Origin of the sequence: Lentzea flava (genome assembly GCF_014648475.1) — a bacterium.
GTDB lineage: Bacteria > Actinomycetota > Actinomycetes > Mycobacteriales > Pseudonocardiaceae > Lentzea > Lentzea flava.
The window spans coordinates 98,185-118,606 of record NZ_BMRE01000022.1 but is presented as its reverse complement, the minus strand read 5'-3'; the positions used below and the strand labels follow the sequence as shown (position 1 = coordinate 118,606).

Annotated in this window: 16 protein-coding genes; 11 read left to right on the top strand and 5 right to left on the bottom strand. The window is 70.7% G+C overall.

Features of this window, described 5'->3' with window-relative positions; all coding sequences use genetic code 11:
- Positions 1–702: a FadR/GntR family transcriptional regulator gene (locus tag IEZ09_RS24560; RefSeq protein WP_189256098.1), complete on the bottom strand. Its 702-nt coding sequence runs from the start codon at positions 700–702 to the stop codon at positions 1–3.
- A gap of 129 nt (positions 703–831) precedes the next feature.
- Between IEZ09_RS24560 and IEZ09_RS24555 the strand changes: the two genes are divergently transcribed.
- Genes IEZ09_RS24555 through IEZ09_RS24545 form a run of 3 tightly spaced genes read left to right on the top strand, consistent with a single transcriptional unit; the run spans position 832 to position 4,849 of the window.
- Entirely contained in the window at positions 832–2,148 is a 1,317-nt protein-coding gene (locus IEZ09_RS24555) for an SLC13 family permease (protein ID WP_189256097.1), read from the top strand.
- Positions 2,149–2,151: 3 nt separating this feature from the next.
- Positions 2,152–3,558, top strand: a complete 1,407-nt coding sequence (locus IEZ09_RS24550; protein WP_189256096.1) for an acyl-CoA synthetase — start codon at positions 2,152–2,154, stop codon at positions 3,556–3,558.
- The gene (locus IEZ09_RS24545; RefSeq protein WP_189256095.1) at positions 3,542–4,849 is read left to right on the top strand and encodes a carboxyl transferase domain-containing protein; all 1,308 of its coding nucleotides are present in this window, start codon (positions 3,542–3,544) and stop codon (positions 4,847–4,849) included. The genes IEZ09_RS24550 and IEZ09_RS24545 overlap by 17 nt, the downstream gene beginning before the upstream one ends.
- Here the strand turns inward: IEZ09_RS24545 and IEZ09_RS24540 are convergent.
- Positions 4,842–5,435 carry a helix-turn-helix domain-containing protein gene (locus IEZ09_RS24540; RefSeq protein WP_189256094.1) on the bottom strand — a complete coding sequence of 198 codons (594 nt, stop codon included), beginning with the start codon at positions 5,433–5,435 and terminating at the stop codon, positions 4,842–4,844. The two genes, IEZ09_RS24545 and IEZ09_RS24540, sit on opposite strands and share 8 nt — an antisense overlap.
- A 67-nt stretch (positions 5,436–5,502) precedes the next feature.
- Here IEZ09_RS24540 and IEZ09_RS24535 point away from each other — a divergent pair, with 67 nt between their 5' ends.
- Positions 5,503–6,456 carry an alpha/beta fold hydrolase gene (locus IEZ09_RS24535; protein WP_189256093.1) on the top strand — a complete coding sequence of 318 codons (954 nt, stop codon included), beginning with the start codon at positions 5,503–5,505 and terminating at the stop codon, positions 6,454–6,456.
- Here the strand turns inward: IEZ09_RS24535 and IEZ09_RS24530 are convergent.
- A complete protein-coding gene (locus IEZ09_RS24530; RefSeq protein ID WP_189256092.1) occupies positions 6,446–7,918 on the bottom strand; it encodes an amidase in 1,473 nt (490 codons plus the stop codon). The genes IEZ09_RS24535 and IEZ09_RS24530 overlap by 11 nt on opposite strands.
- A 4-nt stretch (positions 7,919–7,922) precedes the next feature.
- The gene (locus IEZ09_RS24525) at positions 7,923–8,864 is read right to left on the bottom strand and encodes a patatin-like phospholipase family protein (protein ID WP_189256091.1); all 942 of its coding nucleotides are present in this window, start codon (positions 8,862–8,864) and stop codon (positions 7,923–7,925) included.
- Positions 8,865–9,079: 215 nt separating this feature from the next.
- On the opposite strand from IEZ09_RS24525, the gene IEZ09_RS24520 reads away from it, so the two are divergent.
- The 4 genes from IEZ09_RS24520 (at position 9,080) to fxsT (ending at position 15,807) form a co-directional block, all read left to right on the top strand.
- Positions 9,080–10,681, top strand: coding sequence for an ABC-F family ATP-binding cassette domain-containing protein (locus IEZ09_RS24520; RefSeq protein ID WP_189256090.1), 1,602 nt, complete (start codon positions 9,080–9,082; stop codon positions 10,679–10,681).
- Complete coding sequence (locus IEZ09_RS24515) at positions 10,674–12,257, top strand: ABC-F family ATP-binding cassette domain-containing protein (RefSeq protein ID WP_189256089.1); 1,584 nt, start codon at positions 10,674–10,676, stop codon at positions 12,255–12,257. Before IEZ09_RS24520 ends, IEZ09_RS24515 begins: the two co-directional genes overlap by 8 nt.
- 53 nt (positions 12,258–12,310) lie before the next feature.
- Positions 12,311–12,739: an effector-associated domain 2-containing protein gene (locus IEZ09_RS24510; RefSeq protein ID WP_189256088.1), complete on the top strand. Its 429-nt coding sequence runs from the start codon at positions 12,311–12,313 to the stop codon at positions 12,737–12,739.
- A 560-nt stretch (positions 12,740–13,299) separates the two neighbouring features.
- A complete protein-coding gene (gene fxsT / locus IEZ09_RS24505; RefSeq protein WP_189256087.1) occupies positions 13,300–15,807 on the top strand; it encodes an FxSxx-COOH system tetratricopeptide repeat protein in 2,508 nt (835 codons plus the stop codon).
- 60 nt (positions 15,808–15,867) lie between these two features.
- Here the strand turns inward: fxsT and IEZ09_RS24500 are convergent, their stop codons facing one another.
- Positions 15,868–16,605 (bottom strand): class I SAM-dependent methyltransferase, encoded by a 738-nt coding sequence (locus tag IEZ09_RS24500; protein WP_189256086.1) that lies wholly within the window; start codon positions 16,603–16,605, stop codon positions 15,868–15,870.
- A 68-nt stretch (positions 16,606–16,673) separates the two neighbouring features.
- On the opposite strand from IEZ09_RS24500, the gene IEZ09_RS24495 reads away from it, so the two are divergent.
- The 3 genes from IEZ09_RS24495 (at position 16,674) to IEZ09_RS24485 (ending at position 20,386) form a co-directional block, all read left to right on the top strand.
- Complete coding sequence (locus IEZ09_RS24495; protein WP_189256085.1) at positions 16,674–17,873, top strand: GNAT family N-acetyltransferase; 1,200 nt, start codon at positions 16,674–16,676, stop codon at positions 17,871–17,873.
- Positions 17,874–18,061: 188 nt separating this feature from the next.
- On the top strand, positions 18,062–19,324 hold the full coding sequence (locus IEZ09_RS24490; protein ID WP_229812907.1) for a cytochrome P450: 1,263 nt from the start codon (positions 18,062–18,064) through the stop codon (positions 19,322–19,324).
- Positions 19,325–19,459: 135 nt separating this feature from the next.
- Positions 19,460–20,386 (top strand): hypothetical protein, encoded by a 927-nt coding sequence (locus IEZ09_RS24485; RefSeq protein ID WP_189256084.1) that lies wholly within the window; start codon positions 19,460–19,462, stop codon positions 20,384–20,386.
- Positions 20,387–20,422: the final 36 nt, after the last annotated feature.

Genomic DNA, 20,422 nt, shown 5'->3' with positions numbered 1-20,422 from the left:
TCAGTCCTCGGGCACCCAGGTCAGGAGGCGCACCTTGGCGACCGTGCGGACGTGTTTGCGCATGGCGGCCGCCGCCTTCTTCGCATCGCCCGCGGCGATGGCCTCGTAGATCGCCGTGTGCTGCGCCAGCGAACGGGACGGACGGCCCGGCTGGCGCAGCGACTCGGTGCGGCTCTCGGTGATCTGCCCGGCGATCGTCTTCATGAAGTCGGCGAGCAGCGAGCTGTGCGCGGCGGCGGTGACGGCGGCGTGGAAGCGGCGGTCGCCCTCCACGCCGAAGCCGCCGCCGTCGATCTCGTCGCGCATGAAGTCGAGCGCCTGGCGGATGTCCTCCAGCTCGGCGTCGGTGCGGCGTTCGGCGGCGAGCTCGGCGAGCTTCGTCTCCAGCGCCTCGCGGGCCTCCAGCACCTCCGGCAGGCGCTTGCGGCGTTCGACGAGCTGCTCGACCGGCTCGACGTCGAGGGTGTCGCGGACCAGGTACGTGCCGCCGCCGTGGCGTGCCTCGACGAGACCCTGGACCTCCAGCACCACGATCGCCTGCTTCACCGACGCGCGGCTCACGCCGAGGCTCGCGGCGAGCTCGCGTTCGGCCGGCAGCTTGTCGCCCGCTTTCAGACCCGCTTCGGCCACGTACGCGCGCAGGCGTTCGAGCACCTGCTCGTACAGGCGGGACTTCACCATCGGCCGCAGTGCCTCTGACATCGGTCCAGGATATCGGCTGAAGTGGCTCAGCCACTAGGCCACCTCTTGACACCCGCGGTGCCCGAGGCGGAAAGTGGCTGAGCCACTTAGCCACTGTCCTCTGGGATCGCCCAACGACGGGAGCCCCGCATGTCCGCCGAACTGATCTCGATACTCGTGCTGGTCGTGGTGTTCGTCATCGCCACGACCAGGTCGATCAACATGGGTGCGCTCGCGTTCGCCGCCGCCTTCGGGGTCGGCACGCTGGTCGCGGACATGAAGACCGACGACATCTTCAAGGGCTTCCCCGGCTCGCTGTTCGTCGTGCTGGTCGGCGTGACGTTCCTGTTCGCCATCGCGCGGGCCAACGGCACCACGGACTGGCTGGTGCACATGGCGATCCGGCTGGTGGGCGGGCGGATCGCGCTGATGCCCTGGGTGATGTTCGCGATCACCGGTGTGCTCACGGCGATCGGCGCGGTGAGCCCGGCGGCGGTGGCCATCGTCGCGCCGATCGCCATGGGGTTCGCGGCGAAGTACCGGATCAGCCCGCTGCTGATGGGCGTGATGGTCGTGCACGGCGCGCAGGCCGGCGGGTTCTCCCCCATCAGCATCTACGGCACGATCGTCAACGGCATCGTGGCCAAGGAAGGCCTGCCGGGCAACGAGATCGTGCTGTTCCTGGCGAGCCTCGTGATGAACCTGGCGATCTCCGTCGTGGTGTTCGTGGTGTGTGGGGGCATGAAGCTCGCCCGGCAGCCGTTGGACGCACCCGCGCTCGCTCGCGCCGGTGGCAGCGGCACGCACGCCGGAGGTGGGAGCGGCACGGGCACCGGAGGCGAGACCGACGAGGCCGATGAGCGCGTGACGCTGACCGCGCCCCGCATCGCCACCCTCGCGGGCCTCGCCGCCCTCGTCGTGGCCGCCCTGGTGTTCGACCTCGACGTCGGCCTCGCCGCGATCACGGTGGCGGTGCTGCTCAGCGTGGTGTGGCCGGAGACGTCCAAGCAGGCGATCACCCAGATCACGTGGCCGACCGTGCTGCTGATCTGCGGCATCCTCACCTACGTCGCCGTGCTGCAGACGATGGGCACGATCAAGTGGGCGGGCGACTCGGTCGCGGGCGTCGGCGCTCCGCTGCTCGCCGCGCTGCTGATCTGCTACATCGGCGCGATCGTGTCCGCGTTCGCCTCGTCGGTCGGCATCATGGGCGCGCTCATCCCGCTCGCCGTGCCGTTCCTGCTGCAGGGCGAGGTCAGCGCGGTCGGGCTGATCGCGGCGCTCGCGGTGTCGGCGACCGTGGTCGACGTGAGCCCGTTCTCCACCAACGGCGCGTTGGTGCTGGCCGGTGCGCAGGACGTCGACCGCGACAAGTTCTTCAAGCAGCTCATGGTGTACGGCGGGATCATGGTCGCGGCAGCGCCGCCGCTGGTCTGGCTCGCCTTCGTCGTTCCCGGAATCTGGTGACTCATGTTCTCTTCGCACTCTGACCGCGTCGCACTCCGGTTCGGCGACCGCACGCTCACCCACGCCGAGCTGGCGTCCTGCGCGGGAGCGCTCGCGCATCAGCTCGCCGGGCTGCCTCGGGTGGCGGTCTGGGCCACGCCGACGATCGAGACGTGCGTGGCCGTCGTCGCGGCGCTGCTCGCCGGGGTGCCCGCCGTGCCGCTCAACCCGAAGGTCGGCGAACGCGAACTGGCGCACATCGTGGCGGACAGCGCCCCTGCCAACGTCCTGGCGGCGCCGGGGGTCCGGCTGCCGGACGGACTGCAGTCGGTGCCCCGCCGGGAGGTCACGCTCGACGGCAGGTCGGACGAACCGCTCCCGGAGCCGGACGCCGAGGCGCCCGCGCTGATCGTCTACACCTCGGGCACCACGGGCGCGCCCAAGGGTGTCGTGCTGCCGCGCCGGGCGATCGTGTCCACACTGGACGCCGTGGCCGACGCGTGGGAGTGGACCTCATCGGACGTCCTGGTGCACGCGTTGCCGTTGTTCCACGTCCACGGGCTGATCCTCGGTGTGCTCGGGCCGTTGCGCAGGGGCGGCACGCTGCACCACCTGGGCAAGTTCTCGACGGCCGCGCTCGCCGAGGCGCTGAATGGCGACGGCACGATGATGTTCGGTGTGCCGACCATGTACCACCGGATCGCCGAGGAGGTCGGCGGCAACCCCGAACTGGCACAGGCGTTGAAGGGCGCTCGCCTGCTCGTGTCCGGCTCGGCGGCGTTGCCGGTGAGCGATCACGAACGGATCGCGGCGGCGACCGGGCAACGGGTGGTCGAGCGGTACGGCATGACCGAGACGTTGATGAACACCAGCGTGCGCGCGAACGGCGACCGCAGGCCCGGCGCGGTCGGGGTGCCGTTGCCCGGCGTGGAGGTACGGCTCGTCGACGACGCCGGTGCCGCCCTCGCCGAACCCGGTGCCATCGGCGAGATCCAGGTGCGCGGGCCGAACCTGTTCACCGAGTACCTCAACCGGCCGGACGCCACCGCGGAGGCGTTCGCGGACGGCTGGTTCCGCACCGGCGACGTCGGCACGCGCGACCAGGACGGCTACTACCGGATCGTCGGGCGCAAGGCGACGGACATCATCAAGAGCGGCGGCTACAAGATCGGCGCGGGCGAGATCGAGAACGCGTTGCTGGAGCACCCCGCCGTCGCGGAGGTGGCGGTGACCGGTGAGCCGGACGACGACCTCGGCGAGCGGATCGTCGCGTGGGTCGTGCCGAGCGGAGCCGCACCGGACGAACGCGAGCTCGTCGACCACGTCGCCCGCCTGCTCACGCCCCATAAGCGCCCTCGCCTGGTGCGGTTCGTCGAGTCGTTGCCGCGCAACGACATGGGCAAGGTCGTGAAGCGTGCGCTCCGGGCGTGAGCCGGCCCGTGCCCTGATCGACCGGCTGGCGCCGGCGTTCACCGAGCTCTCCGATCCCGTCGATCCCATCGGCGACGGACCGCTCGGCTGGCCCGGCTACGGCGACGCGATCGCCGCGGCCGCCTCCCGCACCGGGGAGAGCGAGTCCGTCGTGTGCGGGGTCGCGGAGATCGGCGGTGTGACGGCCGTGGTCGTGGCGTTCGAGTTCGGGTTCTTCGGCGGATCGCTGGGAACCAGGACCGGCACGCGCATCGAGCAGGCCTTCGAGCGGGCGCGCACGCTGCGGGTGCCGGTGGTGTCGCTGGTCATGACCGGCGGCAGCCGCATGCAGGAGGGCACGCTCGCGTTGCTGCAGCTGCAACGGATCGCGCGCCAGCTCGCGCTGACCCGTGCGGCGGGGCTGCCGCACATCGCCGTGCTGCGCGATCCGACGACCGGTGGCGGCTGGGCGACGCTCGGGGCGGGTGCCGACGTCGTGCTGGGCCTGCGCGGTGCCCAGGTCGGGTTCGCCGGATCGCGGGTGCGGCCGCCCGGTTACACGGTGACCCAGCAGTTCGCGGCAGGCCTGGTCGATCAGCTCGTGCCGCCAGAGGAGCTGCGGACCCGGCTGGAGCGCTGGCTCCGGCTCGTGACCTCGCCCGCGGACTCCCCCGCCCCGGTGCCCCCGGGACTGGGAGCATCGTCGTTGCCGGACACCGGGTGGGACGCCGTGGAACGTGCCCGCGCATCGGACCGTCCGCGCGCGGCGGCCTACCTCGCGTCCTATTTCGACTGGCACGAGCCGATCAGCGGTGACCGGTGCGGTGGCGTCGATTCCGGTGTGCTGTGCGGGTTCGGGCACCGATCCGGCGCGACGATCGCCTACGCGGCGCAGTGCGGCACGGCGACGCGGCCCGCCGGATTCCGCACGGCGGCACGCCTGGTGAGGCTCGCCGACCGGCTCGGCGTCCCGGTGCTGACGCTGGTGGACACACCCGGCGCGGCCAACGACGAAGCCGCCGAGAAGTCCGGTGTCGGGGCGGCGATCGCAGACATGTTCACGGCGGTCGCCGCCGCGCGCGTGCCGGTGACGACGCTGCTGATCGGCGAAGGCGGATCGGGTGGCGCGCTCGCGTTCGCCGCGGCGGACCGGATGTGGGTCACGCGGGACAGCTACTTCGCCGTGATCTCGCCCGAGCTCGCGGTCGCGATCCTGAAACGGGATCCGTCGCGCGTGCGGGGCACGGCGGAGGAGTTGCGGCTGCGGCCGCCGGACCTGGTCGAGCTCGGAATCGCGAGAGGGATCACCTGACCTGCTTCGGGTGCGGGTCGGCGTGGACGTGCGTGCGCATCCCCTGCGGGTCGAACAGGATCAGCAGCTCGACCGCGCCGCCGTCCGCGCTGCCCAGCCAGTGCGGCGACGACGTGTCGAACTCGGCGGCCTCGCCGGGCGGCACGGTCAGGTCGAGGTCGTCGAGCACCAGCCGCAACCGTCCGTTGAGGACGTACAGCCACTCGAAGCCGTCGTGGGTCTTCAGCGCCGGCTCCTGCGGTTCGGGCGTGGCCGGGATGAGCATCTTGAACGCCTGCACCCCGCCCGGCCGCCGGGACAGCGGCACGAACGTCATGCCGAAGCGGTGGATCGGCTTGAGGTGGATGCGCGGATCGCCGGTGCGCGGGGCGCCGACGAGATCGTCCAGCGGGACGTTGTAGGTGCGCGCCAGTGGCAGCAGCAGTTCGAGGGTGGCACGGCGTTGCCCGCTCTCCAGCCGGGACAACGTGCTTTCCGAGATGCCGGTCGTCGTCGCGAGGTCGGCGAGCGTGATGCCGCGGTGGCGCCGCAGCGTCCGCAGCCTGGGGCCCACGCCGTCGAGGACTTCTTCCGTTTCGCGGTTCACGGACCGCATCTTGCCAGGGCGGCAACTTTTCGTGCCAGATCGGCGTGCGGCCGGTGAGGCTGAGGCCATGAAACGCCTTCTCTTCGCCTTTCTGCTGCTGATCACGGCGTGTTCGACGCCCAGCGAGCCGCACGCCGCCGTCACCGCGAACGATCCGGTTTTCCAGGGCCGGTTCCGGCACGAGTTCACCGACGTCGACGGTGTCCGCCTGCACTACGTGACCGGCGGCAGCGGCACACCGGTCGTGCTGATCCACGGCTGGCCCCAGACCTGGTACGGCTGGTGGCCGATCATGCCCGCGCTCGCCGAACGCCACACCGTCTACGCGATCGACCTGCCCGGCCTCGGCGACAGCACCGGCAGGCCCACCGGGTACGACAAAGCCGCTCTGGCGCGGTACGTCCACGCGTTGACCAGGAAGCTCGGCCTGCGCGACACCGCGATCGTCGGCCACGACCTGGGCGCCGCCGTGGCGTTCCAGTACGCGAGCCAGTTCCCCGCCGACACCGCCCGCCTCGGCTACCTCGACCTGCCGCTGCCAGGGCCGCAGGTCAGTGCCGCCGCGTACCGGAACCTGAGCTGGCACATCGCGTTCCACTCCCAGCCGCGGGTTCCCGAGGCGGTCGTGGGGAACGACGTCCGCGAGTACCTGAAGCTCTTCTACCCACAGGTTTCCTTCAACGGCACGGCTTTCGGCGGCACGAGCATCGCATCCCCGTTCAGCGACGCGGACATCGACGAGTACGCGCGGACGTACCGCCGCCCCGACGCCCTCACCGGCGGCTTCGACCTGTACCGCGCGCTCGACCAGGACGTGCAGGACACCGAGACGGCCGCACCGGTGCGGACGCCGACGCTGATCATGGCCGCGCAAGGGCAGGCCGACGCGATCCGGGGCACAGCGGCTCCGCGGATGACCAACATCGTGCGCGCGGTCGACGTTCCGCACGCAGGACATTGGCTCGCCGAGGAGAACCCCGGCTTCGTCACCGCGGAGCTGCTGCGGTTCCTCAGCGAATGACGGCCATCCGGTCCGCCCACGGCAGCGCTTCCTCGAGCTGGGCAGCGAGCCGGATCAGCAGCGACTCCCCCTCCAGCGGCGCGACGAACTGGACGCCGAGCGGCAGCCCGTCCGCCGTCCAGTGCAGCGGCAGCGAGATCGCGGGACGGCCGGTGATGTTCGCGAGCTGCGTGTACGGCACCCAGCCGAGGTTGTCGGAGATCATGTCGTCGAGGATCTTCGTGTACCGCAGGAGCCGGGCCGTGCGGGTCTTGAGCAGCACGTCCGTGGCGCGCTGCAACGACAACGGCAGGTCGAACGCCCCGACCTTGGGCGGCGGCGTCGCCAGTGTCGGCGTCAGCAGCAGGTCGTAGGACTCGAAGAACGTGCTGAGCCGCCGAGTGTGCTCGTGCCGCCGCTGGACGGCGTCCACGTAGTCGACCGGGCTCGTGGCCCGTCCCAGCGCGGCCATCAGCAGCGTGTCGCGCTCGAACGCGATGTCCGGCGCCCCGGACACCCGCTTCGCGTCGGCGACCTTCCAGGCGAGGTTCACGAACCACGTCAGCAGGAAGTCGCGGGCCAGCGCGGCGTCGTCGAACGGCGCCTCCGGCAGCTCCTCGACGTGGTGGCCGAGATCGGTCAGCACCCGCACGGCGTTCTCGACGGCCGCGTAGGCCTCGGCGTGCGGCTGTGGGTTGATCGCGGACGGCACCCGTACGCCGATCCGCAGCTTCCCCGGATCCTCGCCGACGCACGACGCGAACGACGCCGGCGGCATGGCCGGCGAGTACGGCCCGGACGGCTCGCCGCCGCAGATGACGTCGAGCATCGCGGCCGTGTCCCGCACGGTCCGCGACACCACGCCCTGCACCGCCGCGCCGTGCATCATCTCGGCGGACTCCGGGCCGAACGGCGTGAGCCCGCGTCCCGGCTTGAGCCCGACGAGCCCGCAGCACGCCGCCGGAATCCGCGTCGAGCCACCGCCGTCGTTCGCACCGGCGCACGGCACGATCCCGGCGGCAACCGCGGCCGCCGATCCGCCAGACGAGCCACCGGGTGTGCGTTCCAGATCCCACGGGTTGCGCGCGGGACCCCAGGCGAGCGACTCGCTGATCGCCTTCGCTCCGAACTCCGGCAGGTTCGTCTTGCCGAAGATCACGAGACCGGCGTCGAGCCAGCGGCGGACCACCGTCGAGTGCTCGGCGACCGGGTGCGCCTTGAGCGAGCGCGATCCGTTCGACGTGGGCAGGCCCGCGTAGTCCTGGCCGAGGTCCTTGATCAGGAACGGCACCCCGGCGAACGGTCCGGTGAGGTCTGGCGACGGCTCGGCCGGAACGTCCCGCACGATCGCGTTGATCCGCGGGTTGACCTCCGCCGCGCGCTCCCGTGCCACGGCCAGCAGTTCGGCCGCGGACACCTCCTTCGCGGCGACCAGCTGCGCCAGCCCGGTGGCGTCGTGTTTCCGGTACTCGTCGAAGTCCATCCGGTCAAAGTAGCCGCTCAGCGCCCCTGGGGATCGCCAACGCGGTCGCCGCCGCCTCGATGCCGATGTCGACGACGGCGCGCAGCACCTCGGGCCGTCGTTCGGTGCGCCCGACCCGCAGGCTGCCGAGCGGCGGGCGGATCTGCAGGCACGCGGGGTGCGATGCGAGCAGGTGCTCCTCCTCGACCCTGAGCTCCTTGTGGCGCAACCATGTCTGAGCGACTCCCGGGGCGTGCCGGGCGAACCACCGCGACAGCACGATCCGTTCGCCGCGGGACGGGGCTGACGGCATCTCGTCGCTGCGGCGGGTGCGCAGGGCGACGATGTGCGTGGCCTTCTGGGCGAGTGCGGTCCGCACGCCGAACGACTCGCTCAGGCCCGCGTCGACGTACGGGCGGCCGTCGATCACGACCGGTTTGCCGGCGAGCAGCGGCATCGCGGTCGACGCCCTCAGCGCGGCCTGCAGGCTCGGGACGTCGTGGATCGTCGCGTGCAGGTCGGCGGGCTCGCCGGTGAGGGCGTCGGTGGCGATCGGGTGGAACTCGACGGGGTTGTCGAGGATGTCCTGGAAGCCCATCGGCATGATCTGCGTGTAGACGGTGTGCACGAGGTGCTTGGTGTCCACGACCGGTTGCCGGATCAGCGCGCGCAGCGGGTTGATGGTCGTCCGCATCACGCGCGGGTCCCACCACGCGTGTTTGGTGCTCTCGGCCCGGCCGCACAACAGCCACGCGGCGTTCAGCGAACCCGCCGAGCTGCCGTAGACCGCGTCGAACACCGGCAGCAGGCCGAGGCGTTCGATCGCGACGGTCATGCCGCTGGAGTACGCGCCGCGCGAGCTTCCGCCCTCGATGAGCAGCACCAGGCGTGCGTCGTCGGTGCGCAGGCCCGGGGTGCTGTGGTGCTGCGCGCGGTCTCGGATCAGCTGCAGAACGGCGTCGGACATCTTTCGACTGTCTCACGCCGTGAATTGCTTCGTCCTGCTAGCGTGGAGGAGAGATCAACGCCTCGTGGAGGAGTTCGACGTGCTGCTGGTGGGTGAAGACGACATCTCCGGGTGAGCCCGAGATGTGACAGGCCATCGCTCGTGATGGCCGTTTCGTCGTCCCCTTTTCCACTCGCGCGCCGTCGTCGCGCGCAGCACACTCCGAGGTCTCACCCATGTCCATCGTTCTGTCCAACCTGTCCTTCGCCTGGCCGGACAACACCGCGGTGTTCGACGGCCTGTCCGCGACGGTGCCGGACGGCCGCACCGGTCTCGTCGCCCCGAACGGCGCGGGGAAGTCGACGCTGCTCAAGCTCGTCGCGGGGGTGTTGACGCCGTCCGGCGGCAGCGTGTCCGTCGACGGCGTGCTCGGGCATCTGCCGCAGGACCTGCCGTTGACCGCGGACCTGACCGTGGCCCAGGTGCTCGGGGTGGCGGACGTGCTCGACGCGATCGCGGCCGTCGAATCCGGTGACGTCGACGAGGAGCACTTCACCGTCATCGGCAACGACTGGGACATCGAGGAGCGCACGCGCGCGCAGCTCGACCGGCTCGGACTCGGTGATCTCGCGCTGGACCGGCGGCTCGGCACGGTGAGCGGCGGGCAGATCGTGTCGCTCGGGCTCGCGGCGCAGTTGCTGCGGCAGCCGGACGTGCTGCTGCTGGACGAGCCGACCAACAACCTCGACCTGGCTGCCCGGCACCGGCTCTACGACGTGCTGGCCGACTGGCGCGGGTGTCTGCTGGTGGTGAGCCACGACCGGGCGCTGCTCGACCGGATGGACCGCATCGCGGAGCTCGACGGCGGCGAGATCCGGTTCTACGGCGGCAACTTCAGCGAGTACTCCGAGGCGGTCGCGGCCGAGCGCGAGGTGGCGGAGAAGAACATCCGCAGTGCCGAGCAGGAGGTCAAGCGCGAGAAGCGGGAGATGCAGCAGGCGCGCGAACGGGCGGCGCGGCGGGCGAGCAACGCGCAGCGCACCCTCTCGAACGCCGGTCTGCCGCGGATCTTCGCCGGCAACATGAAGCGCAACGCCGAGGTGTCCGCCGCCAGGGCCGACGGCACGCACGCGGCCCGGCTCAGCGCCGCCAAGACCCGGCTGGACCAGGCCGAACGGGCGCTCAAGGACGAGCAGAAGATCAGCCTGGAGCTGCCGCAGACCGCCGTTCCCGCCGGGCGCACGCTGTTCCTCGGCTCCGGCATCCGGGTGCGGGAGCTGTTCGACGGCGTGGATCTCGCGATCCGCGGGCCGGAACGCATCGCGCTGGCCGCCCCGAACGGCGCGGGCAAGTCGACGTTGCTGCGGGTGATCCACGGGTCGCTGGAGCCGGACAGCGGTGAGGTCAAGCGGGCCGACGGGCGGGTCGCCTACCTGTCGCAGCGGCTGGACCTGCTCGACGACGCCCGCACCGTGGCGGAGAACCTGGCCGCGTTCGCCCCTGCCATGCCGCCGGCCGAGCGGATGAACCTGTTGGCGCGCTTCCTCTTCCGGGGCGCGCGGGCACATCTGCCGGTCGGGGTGCTGTCCGGCGGGGAACGGCTGCGCGCCACGCTGGCGTGCGTCCTGTTCGCCGAACCCGCGCCGCAGCTGCTGTTGCTCGACGAACCCACGAACAACCTCGACCTGGTCAGCGCCGGGCAGCTGGAGAGCGCGCTGAACGCGTACCAGGGCGCGTTCGTCGTCGTCAGCCACGACGAGCGGTTCCTGAGCGAGGTGAGGATCGACCGGTGGCTGCGGCTGGACAACGGCACGCTGCTGGAGTCCGGCAATGGCTGAGGTCGCGCTCGTCGCGCACGACCTGGTACGGGTCTTCGGCGGCCGCCGGGTGCTCGACGGGGTGTCGCTGACCGCGGCACCCGGCCGCCGGATCGGGCTGATCGGCGAGAACGGCGCCGGGAAGTCGACGCTGCTACGGCTGCTCGCGGGCGTCGACCAGCCCGACGGCGGCACCGTGGAACGCCCGCCGGACCTGGGTTTCCTGCACCAGGAGATGCCGTTCGCCCAGTCCGCCGCGGTCGCCGACGTCGTCGACGACGCGCTGGCCCAGGCGCGGGCGGACCTCGCCGAGCTGGAGCGCCTCGGGGCGTTGCTGGCCACGTCCGAGGACGCCGCGGCCGCGTACGCGGAACGGCTCGAACTGGCCCAGCGGCACGAGGCGTGGGACGCGGACCGCAGGGCGGGGATCGTCCTCAATGGACTCGGACTCGGTGACGTGGCCGGGGAACGCCCGCTCGGGTCGCTGTCGGGCGGCGAGCTCCGCAGGCTGGCGGTGGCCGCGCTCCTGGTGCGCAGACCGTCCGCGCTGCTGCTGGACGAACCGACGAACCACCTCGACGACGCCGCGGCCGAGTTCCTCGCGGACCAGCTGCGCGGACTGCCCGGCGCCGTCGTCCTGGCGAGCCACGACCGGGCGTTCCTCGACGCGGTGTGCACCGACCTCGTCGACCTCGACCCGTCGGTCGACGGCCCTGTCCGGTTCGGCGGCACCTACAGCGACTACGTGCGGCAGAAACGCGCCGACCGCGCCCGCTGGGAACGCCGCTACCTCGAAGAGCAGGAGGAGCTGGCCGAACTGCGCGAGTCGCTCGGCATCACCGCACACCGGGTCGCGCCGAACCGCGTGCCGCGCGACAGCGAGAAGATGGGGTACGGCGTGCGCGCCAACCGCGTGCAGAGCCAGATCTCCCGCCGCGTCCGCAACACCACGCGCCGCATCGAGGACCTGGAACGCCGTCGCGTGCCCGCTCCCCCACGGCCGCTGAGCTTCACCCCTGACGCGCTGACGTCCGTGCCCGCCGGCTCGGTTCTGGTGTCACTGCGGCAAGTTCACGTTCCCGGCCGGCTGCGACTCGACCAGCTCGACGTCCGCGACGGCGCCCGGCTGCTCGTGACCGGCCCCAACGGCGCGGGCAAGTCGACCCTGCTGCTGGTCCTGGCCGGTCGGCTCCAGGCCGACGGCGTGCGGCGGCATCCCGATCTCCGCGTCGGCCTGCTCGCCCAGGACACCGAGTTCGCCAACCCGCGCCTCACCCCGCGCGCCACCTACGGCCGGGCGCTCGGCGCGGAGCGGGTCGCCAGGGTGCCGCTGGAGTCGTTGGGGCTGCTGCACAAACGCGACCTGGGCAAACCGGTCGGCGCGCTGTCCGTCGGCCAGCAACGCCGCCTCGCGCTCGCGCTGCTCGTGGCCTCGCCGCCGCACCTGCTGCTGCTCGACGAGCCCACCAACCACCTGTCACCGACGCTGTGCGACGAACTGGAGGACGCGCTGGGACCGGGGCCCGGCGCGATCGTGCTGGCCAGTCACGACCGGTGGCTGCGGCGGCGGTGGCAAGGCGAGTCTCTGGCGCTCTGACCGACCACAGTGGACAGTCGCCTTCCCGGGCGGAGCTGTGTCACGCTGCGAACGTGAACGAGCCCGAGGACACACCCGACGTGAGCAACCACGTGACGGACGCGGGCGACGGCCTGGTCCTGCAGGCGGGCACCGTGCACGGCGGGATCCACGTGTACGGCGCCGCCGCACCACGGCCAGGACCGTCCACCGGCGACGCGTTCGGGGCACTCGTCGACGCGCTGCTCGCGGTGCCGTCCGTGCGCGACGAGGCGAGCCGCAGGCTGGTGCTGGCGGGGATGCGGCGGGAGATCGCCGAGGCGGTGCCGCATCACGATCGCGCCCGGCTGCACGTGGTCGCGCTGGTGCGGACCTGTCTGGACTACGACGACGGGCTCGGTGATCTGCTGCGGGTGCTGCGGGAATTGGAAGGGGAATCCATCCCGGTGCGCCGTTCGGCGGAAGCCGTGCTCCTGCTTACAGAGGAAAGTCCTCGAAATTGACTACCGTGGGTAATACACGATCGGGATAAACCGACACCCACAGGTCGATCGATCGCTGCCATACTCCGAACACGATCTCGACAGGAGGGCAGACGTGGTGCGGGCGGAGGAAATGCCGAACCAGGCACTCCGCGCCCTCATGCCGACGTCTGCAGAAAAATCGCCAGTTCCAAGCTCGCCGACGTCGCCGCAAGCCGAAACCGCTCTACACTCGAAACGGCGAACTTGCTGGCCCTTCCTCTCCCCGAGCTCATAGAATGACCACCCGCCCCGCGCGAACCCGCCCAACACTCGCGAACATCACGCTCGGCGGATCGCTGCAACGGCCACCGGATCGAAACCCGATCCGACTCGAGTCGCCGACGAGTTGCATGGCGGCGTACACGAGGAACTGCTTGCGGCAGACGAACGAAAATTCTTTCCACCTGCACTCGAATACGAGGTTTCTGTATCGATTCAGACGATGACCGGTAAAACCGTCAGGAAGAGAACGAGGATGCAGAGTTCAAACCCCCTTCAACTACGGAGAACACGTGACCGCCCCGAGATCCCCTCTTACGGTGGAAACACGACGCGCCGGCGTCAGCGAGCCCCAGGTGTGGGGCCATGTCCCGCTGCGAAATCCTGATTTCGTCGGCAGGGAGCAGTTGCTGGAAACCCTCCGCCGGCGCCTGCTCGAACCGGGCACCACGGCTGTTCTTCCGGAGGCGCTGCACGGCATGGGCGGTGTCGGAAAGTCGCAGACGGTCGTCGAGTACATCTATCGGCACGCCGCCGAGTACGACGTCGTCTGGTGGATTCCCGCCCACCACCCGGCGCAGATCACGTCCAGCCTGGTCGAGCTGGCGAAGAAGATGGAACTGCCCACGGCGACGACCGCGGACACCGCGATTCCCGCCGTCCTGGAAGCGTTGCGGCGAGGCGAGCCCCACCACCGCTGGCTCCTGGTCTTCGACAACGCCGAACGTCCTGACACCCTGCGGCAGTTCTTCCCCGCGGGGTCCGGTCATGTCGTCGTGACCTCGCGCAACTCCGAGTGGGCCGGCATCGCCAGACCGGTCAACGTCGACGTCTTCACCCGCGACGAGAGCAAACAGCTGTTGAACCGCCGCGGCGGCGCGCTGACCGACGGCGACGCGGAACGTCTGGCAGAAGCTCTGGGCGACCTCCCGCTGGCCGTGGAGCAGGCGGCGGCCTGGCTCGCCCAGACCGGCATGCAGGTCCCGGAGTATCTCGACCTGCTCGAGCACAACCGCACGGAGTTGCTCGAAGCCGGTGCGTCCAGCGACTACCGGCTACCCGTGGCGGCGGCGTGGAACGTCCCGCTGAACCGGCTGAAGCAGGACCACCGCGCGGCCCTGCAGCTGCTGCAACTCTGCGCGTTCTTCGGCCCGGAACCCATCTCCCGCAAGTGGTTCAGCGGCATGCGCGGCGCACCGGTGCCCGCGGCACTCGCCTCGGCGTTCGCCGATCCGATCAAGCTCAACCGGGCGGTGCGCGAGATCAGCCGGTACAGCCTCGCCAAGATCGACCACAGGAACAACACGCTGCAGCTGCACCGGCTCGTCCAGGCGGTGCTGAAGAACCGCCTGGACTCCGACGAGCACGACGTCATGCGGCACGCCGCGCACCTCCTGCTCGTCAACGGTGACCCCGGCGACCCCGACAGCGTGGGCAACTGGTCGCGGTACGCCGCCCTGCTCCCCCACGCGCTCGCGTCATCGGCGTTGAGCTGTCACGACGAATGGGTGCGTGAGCTGGTGATCAACCTCGTCCGCTACCTGCTCGCCAGCGGCGACTACGGCGGCGCGCTCGACTTCGCCGAACGTTCCGTCAGCGTCTGGCGGGCCGCTCTCGGCGAGGCTCACCAGCACACCCTCGAGATGACCCGCCTCTACGCGATCGCGCTGCGCAGGCTCGGCAAGATCAACCAGGCGATGGACCTCAACGAGAAGACACTCGGCCTGGTGCGGGAAGAACTCGGCGAGGACAACGACATGTTCCTCGCCGTGCTCGACACCGTCGCCGCGGACCGCCGCATGAGCGGCAGGTTCGCCGAGGAACGCGAACTGCAGCAGACCGTCTACGACAGGTCGTGCGACATCCTCGGCGAGAACGAACCGTCCACGCTCTACTACGCGAGCAACCTCGCCAGCTGCTACCGGATCACGGGTGACTTCTTCCGCGCCCGCGAGCTCGACCAGGAAACCCTCCGTCGTCGCGCTGTCGTGCTGGGCGAGGACCACATCCTCACCTACCGCTCCCGCAACGCGCTCGCCATGGACGTCCGCGAGTGCGGGGACTACGCCGGTGCCCGCGAGCTGCAGGAGGAGACGCTGGAGAAGCAGAAGGAGCTCTTCGGCGAGGACCACCCGTACACGCTCGGCGCCATCCGCAACATGGCGGTCGCGCTGCGCAAGGCGGGCGACGCCGAAGGGGCGCGGCGGCACTCGGAGCAGTGCGTGGCCCTCTACCGGCGGCGGCACGGTGACAAGCACCTCGACACGGTGACGTCGTTGATGTGCCTGTCCACGGACCTGGGGCTCGCGGGTGAGCTGGAGGAGTCTCGCGAACTCGCGGAGCGGAGTCACCGCCTGTTCCAGGAGATTCGTGGCGAGAACCACCCGTACACGCAGATCGCCGCGACGAACCTGGCGGTGGCGTGCCGGCTGACCGGCGACGTCACGCGGGCCCGCGTGGTGAACGAGAAGGCCGTCACGTCGCTGCGGGACGTGTTCGGCGAGAACCACCCGTGGACCATGGTCGCGACGACGAACCTCGCCAGCGACCTCGCGGCGCTCGGCGAGTTCGAGCACGCGCGCAGGCTCGACGCGGATCTGCTCGCGCGGTCGGGCCGCGTGCTCGGCGAGGAACACCCCGCCACGCTCGCCGTGTCGCTCAACCTGTCGATCGACCTCACCGGCGTGGGGCGGCCAGACGAAGCGGCGATCCTGCACGCGAACACCACGGGCGGCTTCCGCAAGGCGTTGGGTGACGACCACCCGGCGACCGTCGCGGCGAGCCGGTCCGTCCGCGCGAACTGCGACGCGGACACGATGGAGCTTTGAGAGAGCAGCTCGCCGTCAGCCAGGCGGCGAGCTCTCCACGGCCGTACGCGCGCAGATGCCTCAGGTCAGCGGTGCGGTCGCCCTGGCGAGCACGCGCCGTCGCCCGTCGGACGCGTTCAGCACGCGCCGCGCTTCCTCCTGCATCGACTGAATCGCGAGATCGTCACCGGCGTCGAGGGTGAGCGACTCCTCCCAGAACCGCGTCTCCATCGCCTGCCACTCCGGCTTTTCGACGACCGAGACGTCGGCGAACCCTGCTTCCGGCAGCTGCGAGGCGAGGTTCAGCTGCCGCATCCGGGCCGGCAGCCGTTCGTCTGCGGGATCGATGGCCTCCCACGTCGTGAGGACCAGGCGCCCGCCGGGCCGCAGCACGCGGAGGCATTCCCGCAGCGCGTCGAGCGCGGGCTCGGCGAACTGGATGGCGTCGACGACGAGCACGGCGTCGACGGATGCCGTGTCCAGGCCGGTGCCGGTCATGGTGCCCACGCGGAAGTCGGCGTCGGCGCGGCGGTGGGCCTGTGCGATCGCGACGGCGGAGAAGTCCACGCCGATCAGCCGGCAGCCGGTGCGGCGGGCGATCTCCAGGCCGTAGCCGCCGCGGCCGCACGCCAGGTCCAGCAGGACCTGGCCGGGGCGCGGGGCGAGGATCGCCACGACCTCGTCCAGGCCGGCGCCGCCGAGCAGGCTCGTCGACTGCAGGCCGGGTGGCAGGCCGAGCACGCGCCGCACGAGGTCGTCCGCCACCGGTGATTCGACGCGCTCGGCGTACCAGCGGTCGAAGTGCTCAGCGCTCGTCACCCTTCGACCCTGCCACAACGGGCTAATTCGCTTGATCTCGCCGAGCCCTCACCGTTCCACTGTGGCCCGTGAAGATCCGTTCCACGACCAGCCTCGACCTCGACGTCCTCGTCGACACCGTGCACACCGCTTTCGGGCGGTTCCCGGAGACGCCCGGCGAGAACGGCGGTGGGCTCTGGTGGTCGGCGGTCGAGATGGACCGCGGCGTGCTGGCGTTCACCGACGACGGGAAGGCCGTCGGTACCGCCACCGCGTACTCGTTCGAGCTGACGCTGCCCGGTGACGTGCTCGTTCCCGCCGCGGGGATCACCGGCGTCGGTGTGCTGCCCACGCATCGGCGTCAGGGCGTGCTCACCGGGATGATGCGGTTCCAGCTCGCCGAACTGCGGCAGCGCGGCGAATTCCTCGCCGTTCTGCTGGCGACCGAGGGCGGCATCTACGGCAGGTTCGGCTACGGGCCCGCGACCTACACGCGGCGGTTGACGGTGCAGCGCAGCCAGGGCGCGTTCCGGGCGGATCGCGCGGTCAGCGGGTCGATCGAGGTGCTGAAGCGGCCGGAGTGCGGCGGGATCATGGAAGAGGTCTACGACCGCTACCGCCGCGCACAGCCCGGCGCGTTGTCGAGGCCGCGGCGCTGGTGGGAGCTGGGTGCGGGGATGCCACCGGTGGTCCCGGCGCCGCGTTACGTCGCCGTTCACCGCGACGCCGACGGTGTGCCGGACGGGTATGCCGGCTACACGCTCACCGACGGCAGCCTGGTGATCGACGAGACGATCACCGGTGACGACGCGGTCTTCACCGCGCTGGCCCGGTTCGCGCTCGACCACGACCTGGTCACCGAGGTGACGTTCAAGCACTTCCCCACCGGACATCCGCTGCGCTGGCAGCTCGCCGACATCAACGCCGGTCAGCTGAGCAGCGAGATCGACTGGCTGTGGGTGCGGCTGCTGGACGTGCCGCGGGCGCTCACGGCACGCGGCTACGTCGGCGACGGCGAGCTGGTGCTGGACGTCGACGACCCGTTCCTCGGTGAGCACGGCCGCTACCTGCTGACCGTCCGGGACGGCCGGGCCGAGTGCGTGCCGACGGACCGCGCGCAGGACCTGTCGCTCGACGTGCGCGACCTGGGGTCGATCTACCTCGGCGGCACCACGCCGAGCACGTTGATCAGGGCAGGACACCTGCGGGCGCACAGCTCCGCGGCGGCGCTCACGGCCGACTCGCTGTTCCGCTCGGCACACCCGCCGCACTGCCTGCACTGGTTCTGATCAACACCTGGACCAAAGTATGACGGCGCGTTAGGCCCAGGTATGACGACGTGCGAGCGGCCACGTCGTTATTGTCCGATCCGGTGGCGACCAGGCGCCACGACCACCCTTTCCGCCGAAGGGACAGCCGCCTCATGAGGGAAGTTCTGCAGTCAGCGACGGACATGCGTTCGCGGGTGACCGGATGGATGGGGAAGCGGCTGCTCGCGCACCTCAGCCGGACCGGGTTCGACCTGGAGTCGTCGTGGTTCGTGCCCTCGCGCGTGCTGGCACCGCTGCGGCGCAACGGGTTGAACCCGGTGCCGGAGCTCGCGCGGATGCAGGCCCAGGGGCCGATCACGCGGCTGCCGCTGCCGGTGACGGTGTGGCTCGTGACCGGCTACGAGGCGTCCAAGCAGGTGCTGGTCGACAGCGACTCGTTCAGCAACGACTTCGGCAACCTCAAGGAGCTGGGGTTGTTCGCCGACGAGGCGCCGGGCGGGCTCGGGTTCAGCGACCCGCCGGAGCACACGCGGCTGCGCAAGGTCCTGACGCCCGAGTTCACCATGCGGCGGCTCTCGCGGCTCGTGCCGCGCATCGAGGCCATCGTCAACGACCAGCTCGACCTGATGTCCATGAAGGACGGCCCGGTCGACCTCGTCGAGGACTTCGCCATGCCGGTGCCCGCGCTCACGATCTGCGAGCTGCTGGGCGTGCCGGCGAGCGAGCGCGAGGAGTTCCAGCGGCGCAGCGTGGCCCGGTTCGACCTGGGTGGTGCGGCCACGGCGTCGTTGTCCGCGGTGTCGGAGTCGGTCGTGTACTTCCGGGAGCTGGTGCGCGCGCAGCGGCTGGCGCCCACCGACGGGCTGCTCGGCGAGCTGGTGCGCAAGCACGGTGACGAGCTGGCGGACGACGAGCTGGCCGGGCTCGCCGACGGGCTGCTCACCGGCGGGTTCGAAACGACGGCGAGCATGATCTCCCTCGGCACTCTCGCGATGCTGCGTTCCCCCGAGCTGTTCGACCGCGTGCGGGGTGACGAGGAGGCCGTGGGCGGCGTGGTCGACGAACTGCTGCGCCACCAGTCCGTCGTGCAGGTGGCGTTCCTGCGCATCGCCCGCAAGGACGTCGAGGTCGCCGGGACGCGGATCCGCGCGGGTGACATCGTGGCGTGCTCGCTGTCGCAGGCCAACCGCGACCCGAGCGTGTACGCGCAGCCGGACGAGATCCTCCCGGAGAGGGCAGCCGGTCAGCACCTCGCGTTCGGGTACGGCGCCCACCGCTGCATCGGCGCCGAGCTCGCCAAGATGGAGCTGCGGATCGCCTACCCGGCGCTGGCCCGCCGCTTCCCGGAGATGCGGCTCGCGGTCGACCCCGGCGCGCTGTCGTTCCGCAAGCTCTCCATCGTCTACGGGCTGCACTCGCTGCCGATTCACCTGGGCAGCGACACCAGTCCCGCCCAGCTGGATCTTTAACGGAGCCGGGTGGGGGATGGCCTGATACACCCAACTTCGCGCGGCCGGGGTTGAGGGATCATCCCTCATGCCTTCGTGTTCGCGTTCGAAGAGTCTTTACCTGCCAACGCAATCCGCGAACGGAAGGTAAGGACCATGATCCGCAAGGCCATCATCGCCGCCGCCACCCTCTCGACCCTCGCGCTCCCTGCCGTCGCGTCCGCCGACCCGGTCATCGGCCAGCCGGCGCCGTGCACGAAGGTCGTCGACCTGGTGGGCCCGGACTTCTCCGTGAAGCAGTGCGGGGTCAGCGACGTCGACCAGCACCGCGCGGGTCTGGAGAACAACGGCAGCGCCTACTGCGGCCCGACGTCGCTGTACAACGTGCTGCACTACTGGGCGCACGAGAAGAACGCGCCAGTCGGCTGGCTGACCACCAAGGTCAAGAACCTCGACCCCCAGGACCAGGCCGACTACAACGTCGTCACCAACTCGATCTGGCGGATCGGTGAGGACGCCAAGTACGACGGCGGCACCAACATGTACAACCTGCGCGCGGCCTGGAACATCGCGGCTCAACCCGCCCGTGACGCCGGCTGGACCGCGGTCACGGCGGGCGTGAGCACCGACGGCGCCGCGGACTTCGGCGGCGACCTGGCTCGCAAGCTCGCCCGCGGCCCGGTGCAGATGGTGTACGGCCGTTACTCGGCCGGTCCGAAGGCCGGCAGCCTGCAGCGCGGCGGCGGCCACATCGTCACGCTCGTGCAGGTCGACGGTTCCTTCAACGGCGACACCCTGCAGGTCCGCTACATGGACCCCGGCCGCGCCTCTGACCACGGCGTCGGCGACTACCTGAAGACCCAGTCCGACTACGCGACGCTCAACGCGACCCTGACGAAGAAGACCGTCGTCGAGTGGGTCCCGACCAAGAACAACCCCGACAACGACCTGGGCGACATCGCCATTCCCGGCACCTACCGCACCGTGACCCGCTGGCAGCTCACGACGCCGGGCTCGACCGCGACGACCACGCAGCTGGTCGAGGGCTACAACTGGTTCGACATGGCGCCGCCGGTCGGCTGATCACACGCCTGAAGGCCACCCCCTCGGTTCGGGGGT

What these genes read in the sequence shown, in the direction of transcription:
- IEZ09_RS24530 (WP_189256092.1), bottom strand. Translation starts at nt 7,918, where the DNA reads ATGGACTTCGACGAGTACCGGAAACACGACGCCACCGGGCTGGCGCAG.
- IEZ09_RS24520 (WP_189256090.1), top strand. Translation starts at nt 9,080, where the DNA reads ATGTCCATCGTTCTGTCCAACCTGTCCTTCGCCTGGCCGGACAACACC.
- IEZ09_RS24525 (WP_189256091.1), bottom strand. Translation starts at nt 8,864, where the DNA reads ATGTCCGACGCCGTTCTGCAGCTGATCCGAGACCGCGCGCAGCACCAC.
- IEZ09_RS24550 (WP_189256096.1), top strand. Translation starts at nt 2,152, where the DNA reads ATGTTCTCTTCGCACTCTGACCGCGTCGCACTCCGGTTCGGCGACCGC.
- IEZ09_RS24515 (WP_189256089.1), top strand. Translation starts at nt 10,674, where the DNA reads ATGGCTGAGGTCGCGCTCGTCGCGCACGACCTGGTACGGGTCTTCGGC.
- IEZ09_RS24485 (WP_189256084.1), top strand. Translation starts at nt 19,460, where the DNA reads ATGATCCGCAAGGCCATCATCGCCGCCGCCACCCTCTCGACCCTCGCG.
- IEZ09_RS24490 (WP_229812907.1), top strand. Translation starts at nt 18,062, where the DNA reads ATGGGGAAGCGGCTGCTCGCGCACCTCAGCCGGACCGGGTTCGACCTG.
- IEZ09_RS24560 (WP_189256098.1), bottom strand. Translation starts at nt 702, where the DNA reads ATGTCAGAGGCACTGCGGCCGATGGTGAAGTCCCGCCTGTACGAGCAG.
- IEZ09_RS24555 (WP_189256097.1), top strand. Translation starts at nt 832, where the DNA reads ATGTCCGCCGAACTGATCTCGATACTCGTGCTGGTCGTGGTGTTCGTC.
- IEZ09_RS24535 (WP_189256093.1), top strand. Translation starts at nt 5,503, where the DNA reads ATGAAACGCCTTCTCTTCGCCTTTCTGCTGCTGATCACGGCGTGTTCG.